The sequence below is a fragment of the Micromonospora sp. KC213 genome, from assembly GCF_004348325.1.
Classification (GTDB): domain Bacteria; phylum Actinomycetota; class Actinomycetes; order Mycobacteriales; family Micromonosporaceae; genus Micromonospora.
Genome location: NZ_SMKF01000209.1, coordinates 1 through 8,630 on the forward strand (window position 1 = coordinate 1; position 8,630 = coordinate 8,630).

Consider the following 8,630-nt stretch of genomic DNA (forward strand, 5'->3'; position numbering starts at 1 on the left):
GACGGCAACGGCGTGGTTGGGGTCGCTCGGGGGCGGGTGGACGTGCCACGATCTGTGCATGGGTCGAGTTCTGCTCGTACTGGTCGTCGCGTTGACCGTGGCGGCGGTGGTGTTCGGGGTGACGGCGCTGGTCTCCGGGCGGGATCCCGGCCTGGTGCCGGCCGAGCCCGACGGCGAGGCCGTGCCGCTGCCGGCCGGCCGCCCGCTGCGCGAGTCCGACGTCGGCGCGGTCCGCTTCGACACCGCGCTGCGCGGCTACCGGATGTCCCAGGTCGACCAGGCGATGCGCCGCGCCGCCTACGACATCGGTTACAAGACCGAGCTGATCGGCGTGCTGGAGGACGAGGTCACCGCCCTGCGCGAGGGCCGCATCGCCGATGCCGACGAGCTGCGTCGGGCCCGTGAGGAGGCCGCCCGGGCCACCTCTGCCGGACCCGCCGCCGGAGCCGACACCGCCGACCCGACCGACGCGCCCGCCGAGGTCGGCGGGGACCCGTCCGACACGGTCACGGTCCGCGCGGAGCCGGCGTGAGCGGTGCCGACGGCGCGGGCGGTGCCGACGGCGCGGGTGACGTGGGCGGGCTGGGCGAGGCGGCCCGCCGCGGGGCCGGCGAGTTCACCGCCACGGTGATCGTCGACGCCCCCGCCGGCCGGGTCTTCGCCGGGCTCACCGCGTGGGAGCGGCAGTCCGACTGGATCCCACTGACCACCGTCCGGGTCGTCGAGGGCGACGGTGGCGAGGGCAGCCTGATCGAGGCGGTCACCACGCTCGGCCCGGCCGTGCTGCGCGACGAGATGCGGGTGGTTCGGGTCGACGCGCCGTACGAGATCGGGGTGGTGCACTGCGGCCCGCTGCTGCGCGGCCCGGGAGTGCTGCGCTGCACCCCGTTGGCCCGAGACCGCACGCAGGTGGTCTGGCACGAGTGGTTCCACCTGCCTCCCGGAGCCGCCGGGCAGGTGGCCTGGCCGCTGCTCTGGCCGGGTTCCAAGGCCAGCCTGACCCTGGCCCTCAAGCGATTCGCCCGCCTGGTCGAGCAGGGCCGGCTGCCCTGACCCGGCAGTGTCGGGGTCCTGCCCTACCGTGTACGCCGTGACTGACCTGGTGACCGGCCCCGACGGGCTGTCGCGCTGCGCCTGGGGGGCGAGCACCCCCGACTACGCCGTCTACCACGACACCGAGTGGGGCCGGCCGCTGCACGGCGACGACGCGCTCTACGAGCGGCTGACGTTGGAGGCGTTCCAGTCCGGCCTGTCGTGGTTGACCATCCTGCGCAAGCGGCCGGCGTTCCGGCGTGCCTTCGACGACTTCCGGATCGAGCGGGTCGCCGGCTACGGCGATGCCGACGTCGCCCGCCTGCTCGCCGACGCGGGCATCGTCCGCAACCGCGCCAAGATCGAGGCGGCGGTCGCCAACGCCCGCGCCGCCCTGGCGTTGCCGAAGGGGCTCTCCGCGTTGCTCTGGTCGTACGCACCGGCGGCCCGGGCCGCCCGGCCGGAGTCGTTCGCGCAGGTGCCGGCGCTCACCCCCGAGTCCACCGCGCTGGCCAAGGAGCTCAAGCGGCGCGGCTTCCGGTTCGTCGGCCCGACCACCGCCTACGCCCTGATGCAGGCCACCGGGATGGTCGACGACCACCTCGCGGCCTGCCACGTCGTCACCGCCCCGGCCGGGACATGATGGGATTGGGGCATGACCGCGACCGACCACCGCGCCAGCGGCGCGACCGACGGCGGCGGAGGCACCGGGCGGGGTGAGGGCGCCTGGGCGGTGCTCCTCCCGCCGGGACGCCTCGACGCCGAGCGCCTCGTCCACCACGACTCCCTGGACCTGCCCGCCGCCCCGGGCGGCCACCGACCGCGTCCCGGCGACCCGGTGGCGGTGCTGACGGAGGCGCCGCCCCGGCTGGTCGCCCTGGGCCGCGTGGTCCGCTCCGGTGCCGGACTGGCGGTGGCGTACACCCGGCGGGCCTTCGACGAGCCGGTTCCGGCCGACCGGGTGGAGATCACCGGCCCGGTCAGCCCGCTGGACCCGGTGGTGTTCGGGCACCTGGTCGACCGGCTCGGCCCGCCGGCACCCCGTCGGACCTGGCTGGTCAGCCTGGATCTGCCCATCGAGGCCGACACCCGGGCCGAGGCGGTGCGGCTGTTCTGGTCGTACGTGCAGGAGTTGGGCCCGGGAGAGTTGCCCGCGTTCGTCTCGCCTTCGGGTGACGAACTGGCCATGCAGGCGTTCGTGCTGGGCGCCGAGGCCAATCAGGACCCGGAGGAGGACGACTGACCACGGTCGCTTTCTCTGCCGGGCCACCCTGATGACATGCCGCCAGGGTGGCCGGGCAGGGCCGGATCAGTGGCCTGCGAAGGTGGGCCGGCGCTTGTCGACGAAGGCCTCGGTGGCGGCCCGGTGGTCGGCCGTGGCGCCGCAGATCGCCTGGGCCTGGGCCTCGGCGGCCAGGGCGTCGGCCAGGGTGCCCGCGTCGGCGATGGAGAGCTGCCGCTTGATCGCCCCGTACGCCACGGTCGGGCCGGCGGCCAGCCGGGCCGCCAACTCCTGCGCGGTCGGCAGCACCGCCTCGTCCTCGACCAGCCGGGTGAGCAGGCCCAGTCGGCACGCCTCCTCGGCGCCCACCGGTTCGGCGAGCATCAGCATCTCCACGGCCTTGGCGTGGCCGACCAGCCGGGGCAGCGTCCAGGAGGCGCCGGTGTCGGCGGCCAGCCCCACCCCGGCGAAGGCCATCAGGAACTTCGTCTTCGGCCCGCCGATCCGGAAGTCCGCCAGGAACGCCAGCGAGGCGCCCGCCCCGGCAGCCATCCCGCGTACCGCGGCCACCACCGGCTTGGGCAGGTTGGCCAACCTCGCGGCGATGGGGTTGTAGTGCGCCCGGACGGTGTCCAGCGGGTTGGCGGTGGGGGACTGCAGGATCTGCACGTGTTCGCGTAGATCCTGCCCCGCGCTGAACGAGTCGCCGGCCCCGGCCAGTACCACCGCCCGGCAGGAACGGTCGGTCTCCAACCCGGCCAGGGTGTCCCGCAGCGCCTCCTTGAGCGCCACGTCGAGCGAGTTCATCGCCGTGGGGCGGTTCAGGGTCAGGGTGACCACGGCGTCGGTGCGGTCGACGAGCAGCGGCTCGGTCACGTTCTCAACGACCCTTCTGTCGGGCGGTGCGGTTGCCGGCGTCGAGGCACTGTTCGACGTACCGGTCGGCGGCCGGCCGCAGCCGGGCCGCGTGCCGGTCGAAGAAGCTGGCCGCGGCGACGCCGGGCCAGCGCTCGGGGAGCAGCGCCGGCGGCAACTGCGGGTCCCGGAACAGGAAGGTACGCCACGCGTGCACGAGCCGGAACCGGGCCGCGTACGCCTCCTCGTCGCCGCTGCGTGCGGTCACGCCGGCCAGCAGCGGGCGCTGTTCGGCGACGAACCGTTCGTACGCGTGCCCGATCTCGGTGAGATCCCAGGCCCGCCGGACCACCCCCATCGCCCCCGGCGTGCCGGCGGCGTGCGCGGCGGTGAACCGTTCGTAGTGCACGCCGGCCTCCTCCAGCAGAAGGTCGACGTCCTCGCCGCCGCGGGTGGCCACCCAGGTGTGCTCGTCGAGCGCGCCGTAGCCGAGGAAGCTGAGGTTGGCGGCGAGCCGCTGCCGGTCCCGCCGGGACGCCGTGGTCCGCAGCACCAGCAGGTCGAAGCGGCCGTCCCAGGTGACCCGGCCGGTGCGGTAGACCCGGGCCGCCGCCTCGTCCAGTCGCCGGGCGGCTTTGGGTGTGATCGAATACCCGGGTCCGGAGGGCAGACGGAGCGGATCCAGCCACCCCTGGCGGACCATTCGGGAGACCGCCGTGCGTACGGCCGGGGGCGCGATTCCCAGCGGTGCGAGCAGCTTGACCAGGGCGGCGACCGGCGCGCGGCCACCCCTCTGCCGGAGGTGGTCGCCGTACAGGTCGAAGAGTGCCGACCGTGCCTGCATGACCGCACATTGTGACAGGCCTACCCAGGATAAGCTAGGTGCTGTTACATCAATGCAGCTTCGGTTTGGGTCCGGCGGTGTTCATCAGGGAAAATCGTTGGTCGACACCCCCGCGTACCTTGCGGGTGGTCTTGGCGAAGTGGCTGTGGGGCAACCCACCGACCCTGGTGTAGGTCTGAGGGGAGACAACATGGCGGCGATGAAGCCGCGGACGGGCGACGGTCCGCTGGAAGTCACCAAGGAGGGCCGGGGCATCGTCATGCGGGTCCCGCTGGAGGGCGGTGGCCGGCTCGTCGTCGAGATGACTCCCGACGAGGCCAACGCGCTCGGTGACGCGCTGAAGGCGGCCGCCGGCTGACCGACCGACCATCCGCGCGGCACCGCGCGGATGGTGCGTCGTGACCCTGAGCCACCGGGGATCCCCCGGTGGCTCAGGGTCTTCACATCCCGTACGCGGGGCGGCCCGCCCCGCGCCACGAACACCTCCGGAGGTACGTCCCAGCGTGCTCGCCATCCGCCTGACAGCCGGCCCCGACCGGCTGGACACCCTCGTCCTGCCGGTCCGCGCCGGTGTCGCCACCGACGGGGGAAGGGCACCGGCGACGCTGGTCCCGACCGGAGTTGCCCTGCCCGAGGAGGTCTCCGCCGAGGCGATCGCCCTGTTGCCCGCCACCCGGCTCGCCGGACGGGCCGGCGAGACCTTCGCCCACCTGCGCCCCCATGGCACCCCGCAACGGCTGCTGCTGCTCGGCGTCGGCGACGGCACCGGCAGGAGCTGGCGGACCGCCGGGGCGGCCCTCGCCCGCGCCGCCGAAGATGAGACACAGATCACCGTCGCGCTCCCGGCCGACGTCGACAGCCCCGCCGTGGCCGCCCTCGTCGAGGGGCTCCAGCTCGCCGCCTACCGGTTCCGGATGACCGATGCCGGCGACGCGCCCGCGCTCGCCGGCGTGGAACTGCTGGTCGCCGACCCGGAGGCACACCGTGAGGCGGTCGCCGTCGCGGAGACCACCGCCCGGATGACTCGCCTGGCCCGGGACCTCACCAACACTCCCTCGTCGGTGAAGAACCCGCAGTGGTTCGCCGCCCAGGTCGAGGCCGCCGCCGATCTTCCCGACCTGCACCTGCGGGTACGCGGCCCGCAGGAACTGGCCGCCGAGGGCTTCGGCGGCATCCTGGCCGTGGGCGGCGGCTCGGCCAGCGCCCCCCGCCTGGTGGAGCTGGACTGGCGCCCCACCGACGCCCGTACCCACGTGGTGCTCGTCGGCAAGGGCATCACCTTCGACACCGGCGGCATCTCCATCAAACCGGTGCCGGCGATGAAACTGATGCGCAAGGACATGGCCGGCGCCGCCGCCGTGGTCGCGGCGACCCTCGGCGCGGCGGCGCTGCGCCTGCCGGTCCGGGTCACCACCCTCGCCCCGCTGGCCGAGAACATGGTCAGCGGTTCGGCGTTTCGACCCGGCGACATCATCCGCCACTACGGCGGCCTGACCAGCGAGACCACCAACTCCGACGCCGAGGGGCGGCTGGTTCTCGCCGACGCGATCGCGTACGCGGTGCGCGAGCTCGCGCCGGACGTGCTGGTCGACCTGGCGACCCTGACCGGCGCCAACGCGGTCGCGCTCGGCAAGAAGCACGGCGCGCTCTACAGCGACAACGACCGGCTCGCCGCCGACCTGCTGGCCGCGATCGAGCAGGCCGGGGAGGCGGCCTGGCGGATGCCGCTGCCCGCCGACTACGTCGAGCACCTCGGCAGCGACCTGGCCGACCTGCACAGCTCGCCGGACGCCGGCGCGGGCTCGGTCACCGCCGCGCTGTTCCTCCGCGAGTTCACCGGTGACCTGCGCGACCGCTGGCTGCACATCGACATGTCCGCGCCGTCCTGGTCCGACGGCGACGACGCCGAACTGACCCGGGGCGCGACCGGTTGGGGCGTACGCGGGCTGCTGCGCTGGCTGGCGACGCTGCGTTGACCGGCCGCCCGGCCGACGAGGCGGGCGGGGCGGCGAGCGGTCAGCACTTCACCGCGACCAGCAGGCCGTGCCCGACCGGCAGCAACGCGGGCGTCCAGTGCTCGGACTCCCGGATCGCCTTCACCGTCTCCCGTACGGTGACCGTCTCGGCGTCCCGCGCGGCCGGGTCACCGATGCGCCCGTTGGCCAGGGCGCCGTTGAGGGCGAGCACCCCGCCGGGGCGCAGCAGCCGCAGCGCGGCGTCCGCGTACGCGGCGAAGCCGGTCGCCTCGGTGTCCACGAAGACCAGGTCGTACGCGCCGTCGGCGAGCCGGGGCAGCACGTCCAGCGCCCGGCCGGTGATGATCCGGGTACGCCCCGCGGGGAAACCGGCCTCGACGAAGATGCGCCGGGCGATGCGTTGGTGTTCGACCTCCACGTCGATGGTGGTGAGCACCCCGTCAGCGCGCATGCCGCGCAGCAACCAGACCCCGCTGACCCCGGTGCCGGTGCCGATCTCGACCACCGCGCGGGCGTTTCCGGCGGCGGCGAGCAGGCGCAGCGCGGCCCCGGCGCCCGGGGTCACCACGTCGAGGCCGACCTCACGGGCGAGGGCACGGGCGGTCCGTAGGACGAGGTCCTCGCCGACGTACGACTCGGCGAACTGCAACGTCTGGGCCGTCGGAGTGCCGGAACTGGCGACCGTGGCGATGGGACACCTCCGGGCGGCGGGAGTGGTGCGAGGGGCGGGTTGGCACTGTGAGCCTAGAGGCGCGACCCGCGCGGCGCAGCCGCCCCGTCCGGCGATGACGATCACGACCGCCGGAGCCGGTTCGATCCCGGCCCATCCGTGCAATCCTGGAACTGGTGTCCCCCGTGGCGTACCGGCCGCCGCGTCGCGCCGTACGGGGGATCCGGGGACGGAGTGGGAGGCACCGACGTGACCGACGGCTGGGACTGGCGCCAGCCCGGCAGCAATCCTGCGCCGCCGGGCCCCCCGACGGGGACGCCGACGGCAGGGCACCCGACGGCACCGCACGGCAGCGGAAGCGGCACGGCGTCACCGTGGTGGTCCGACGCGCTCGCCGATCCGTGGCGCGACCCGTACGCGCCCGCCGCCGTGGTGCTGCCGACCGCGCCGGTCGGTGCGGCACCCGAGCCGGTCAGCGACCCGGACGCGCCGGGTCGGCCGAGGCTGCGTCAACTGTTGCTGATCCCGCTGATCACCGCGCTGCTCGCGGGGGCGCTCGGCGGTGCTCTCGGGTACGCCTTCGCGGTGCGCGGTGGGGCCGGTGGCGGGGTGACCCTCGGCGCCCGGCCCGCCGACGCCCCCGGCCTGGCCCAGCGTCGTCCCGAGTCGCTGGCCGCGGTCGCGGAGAAGGTCCTGCCCAGCGTGGTGACCGTCCGGGTGGTCAGCCTGGCCGGGATGAGCGAGGGATCCGGCTTCATCGTCAGCGCCGACGGGCACGTGATCACCAACGACCACGTGGTCGGGGACGGGGGCGGCCGGGCCAGCGTGGTCTTCAACGACGGCAGCACCGCCCCGGCCACCGTGGTCGGCCAGGACCCGGAGTCGGACATCGCCGTGATCAAGGTGAGCCGCACCGGGCTGCGACCGGTCGAGTTCGGCGATTCGGACACGCTCGCCGTCGGCGACCCGGTGTTGGCCTTCGGCTCGCCGCTCTCGCTGGCCAACACGGTCACCGCCGGCATCGTCAGCGCACTGGACCGCACCATGCAGGCCGGGGAGCCCGGTGGGCCGGTGCGCTACTACGCGGCCATCCAGACCGACGCGGCGGTCAACCACGGCAACTCCGGCGGCCCACTGGTCGACGCCGCCGGCCGGGTGATCGGGGTCAACTCCACGATCAAGTCCCTGGTCGCCGAGGGGCAGGAGGCGGGGAACATCGGGCTCGCCTTCGCCATTCCGATCAACCAGGCCAAACGGATCACCCAGGACATCATCGGCACCGGCAAGGCCCGCCGTACGGTGATCGGAGCGCAGGTCGGTGGCGCCGGGTCGAGCACCGGCGGAGCGGGGGTACGGCTGGCGGCGGTCGAGCCGTCCGGGCCGGCGGCCGGTGCCGGTCTCAAGGCCGGGGACGTGATCCTGCGGTTGAACGGCCGGCCGATGACCGAGCCGACCGATCTGATCGCGCTGGTCCGCAAGTTCGCCCCCGGGGCGGTGGTGCGGGTGGAGTACCGGCGGGGTGCGAGCCGGCAGAACGCGTCCGTGACGCTCGCCGCAGATGCCAAGTGAGGACCGGTCACCCTCTCCCGACCAGCCGCCCGACGTGCGTACTCTTGGCCTGACCGACGAGGAGGCCCAGCAGTGCTCGACAACCTGAACTGGTGGGAGATCGTTGCGCTGCTGCTCCTGGCGCTGCTGATCTTCGGTGACCGGCTGCCCAACGTGATCAACGACGGCCTGCGGATGGTGCGCAACCTGCGCACCATGGCCCGCAACGCCACCGGCGACCTGAGTCGCGAGCTGGGCACCGACATCCAGCTGGAGGACCTGCACCCGAAGGCGTTCATCCGCAAGCACCTGCTCAGCGAGGAGGACGAGGCGGCGATCCGCAAGCCGTTGCAGGGTGTCTACGACAACCTCCGCGCCGACGTCACCGGTGTGCACGACGAGCTGAAGGACGTCGCGAAGGCCGTCGACGTACGGGACACCGGCCGTCCGGCCAGCGACAGGGCACCCGCCCCGGCACCCCGC

10 protein-coding genes and 1 pseudogene are annotated in these 8,630 nt (G+C 74.1%); 8 read left to right on the forward strand and 3 right to left on the reverse strand.

What is annotated here, in order from left to right:
* Positions 1-58: 58 nt before the first annotated feature.
* From E1166_RS27185 to E1166_RS27200, 4 genes and pseudogenes are all read left to right on the forward strand, one after another.
* Positions 59-415: pseudogene (locus E1166_RS27185) on the forward strand (DivIVA domain-containing protein); the annotation flags it as partial.
* Positions 416-573: 158 nt separating this feature from the next.
* Positions 574-1,053: an SRPBCC family protein gene (locus tag E1166_RS27190; RefSeq protein ID WP_132342773.1), complete on the forward strand. Its 480-nt coding sequence runs from the start codon at positions 574-576 to the stop codon at positions 1,051-1,053.
* Positions 1,054-1,090: 37 nt separating this feature from the next.
* Positions 1,091-1,675 (forward strand): DNA-3-methyladenine glycosylase I, encoded by a 585-nt coding sequence (locus E1166_RS27195; protein WP_132342766.1) that lies wholly within the window; start codon positions 1,091-1,093, stop codon positions 1,673-1,675.
* 12 nt (positions 1,676-1,687) lie between these two features.
* The gene (locus E1166_RS27200; RefSeq protein WP_132342767.1) at positions 1,688-2,275 is read left to right on the forward strand and encodes a hypothetical protein; all 588 of its coding nucleotides are present in this window, start codon (positions 1,688-1,690) and stop codon (positions 2,273-2,275) included.
* Positions 2,276-2,341: 66 nt separating this feature from the next.
* Here E1166_RS27200 and E1166_RS27205 read toward each other — a convergent pair whose 3' ends face one another.
* Both E1166_RS27205 and E1166_RS27210 read right to left on the reverse strand, forming a co-directional pair.
* Positions 2,342-3,130, reverse strand: coding sequence for an enoyl-CoA hydratase-related protein (locus E1166_RS27205; protein WP_132342768.1), 789 nt, complete (start codon positions 3,128-3,130; stop codon positions 2,342-2,344).
* 4 nt (positions 3,131-3,134) lie between these two features.
* Positions 3,135-3,953: a PaaX family transcriptional regulator C-terminal domain-containing protein gene (locus E1166_RS27210; protein ID WP_132342769.1), complete on the reverse strand. Its 819-nt coding sequence runs from the start codon at positions 3,951-3,953 to the stop codon at positions 3,135-3,137.
* A 190-nt stretch (positions 3,954-4,143) separates the two neighbouring features.
* Here E1166_RS27210 and E1166_RS27215 point away from each other — a divergent pair, with 190 nt between their 5' ends.
* Positions 4,144-4,311 (forward strand): DUF3117 domain-containing protein, encoded by a 168-nt coding sequence (locus E1166_RS27215; protein WP_007455245.1) that lies wholly within the window; start codon positions 4,144-4,146, stop codon positions 4,309-4,311.
* Positions 4,312-4,456: 145 nt separating this feature from the next.
* On the forward strand, positions 4,457-5,929 hold the full coding sequence (locus E1166_RS27220) for a leucyl aminopeptidase family protein (RefSeq protein WP_132342770.1): 1,473 nt from the start codon (positions 4,457-4,459) through the stop codon (positions 5,927-5,929).
* 40 nt (positions 5,930-5,969) lie between these two features.
* Here E1166_RS27220 and E1166_RS27225 read toward each other — a convergent pair whose 3' ends face one another.
* Positions 5,970-6,578 (reverse strand): O-methyltransferase, encoded by a 609-nt coding sequence (locus E1166_RS27225; RefSeq protein ID WP_132270456.1) that lies wholly within the window; start codon positions 6,576-6,578, stop codon positions 5,970-5,972.
* A gap of 255 nt (positions 6,579-6,833) precedes the next feature.
* On the opposite strand from E1166_RS27225, the gene E1166_RS27230 reads away from it, so the two are divergent.
* Both E1166_RS27230 and E1166_RS27235 read left to right on the forward strand, forming a co-directional pair.
* Positions 6,834-8,168 (forward strand): trypsin-like peptidase domain-containing protein, encoded by a 1,335-nt coding sequence (locus E1166_RS27230; RefSeq protein WP_207914566.1) that lies wholly within the window; start codon positions 6,834-6,836, stop codon positions 8,166-8,168.
* Positions 8,169-8,240: 72 nt separating this feature from the next.
* Positions 8,241-8,630: preprotein translocase subunit TatB (locus E1166_RS27235; RefSeq protein WP_132342772.1), on the forward strand; the 390-nt coding region annotated here is incomplete at its 3' end.

Excerpts from the sequence above, each read along its gene's own strand:
- E1166_RS27200 (WP_132342767.1), top strand. The coding sequence starts at position 1,688 with ATGACCGCGACCGACCACCGCGCCAGCGGCGCGACCGACGGCGGCGGA.
- E1166_RS27210 (WP_132342769.1), bottom strand. The coding sequence starts at position 3,953 with ATGCAGGCACGGTCGGCACTCTTCGACCTGTACGGCGACCACCTCCGG.
- E1166_RS27215 (WP_007455245.1), top strand. The coding sequence starts at position 4,144 with ATGGCGGCGATGAAGCCGCGGACGGGCGACGGTCCGCTGGAAGTCACC.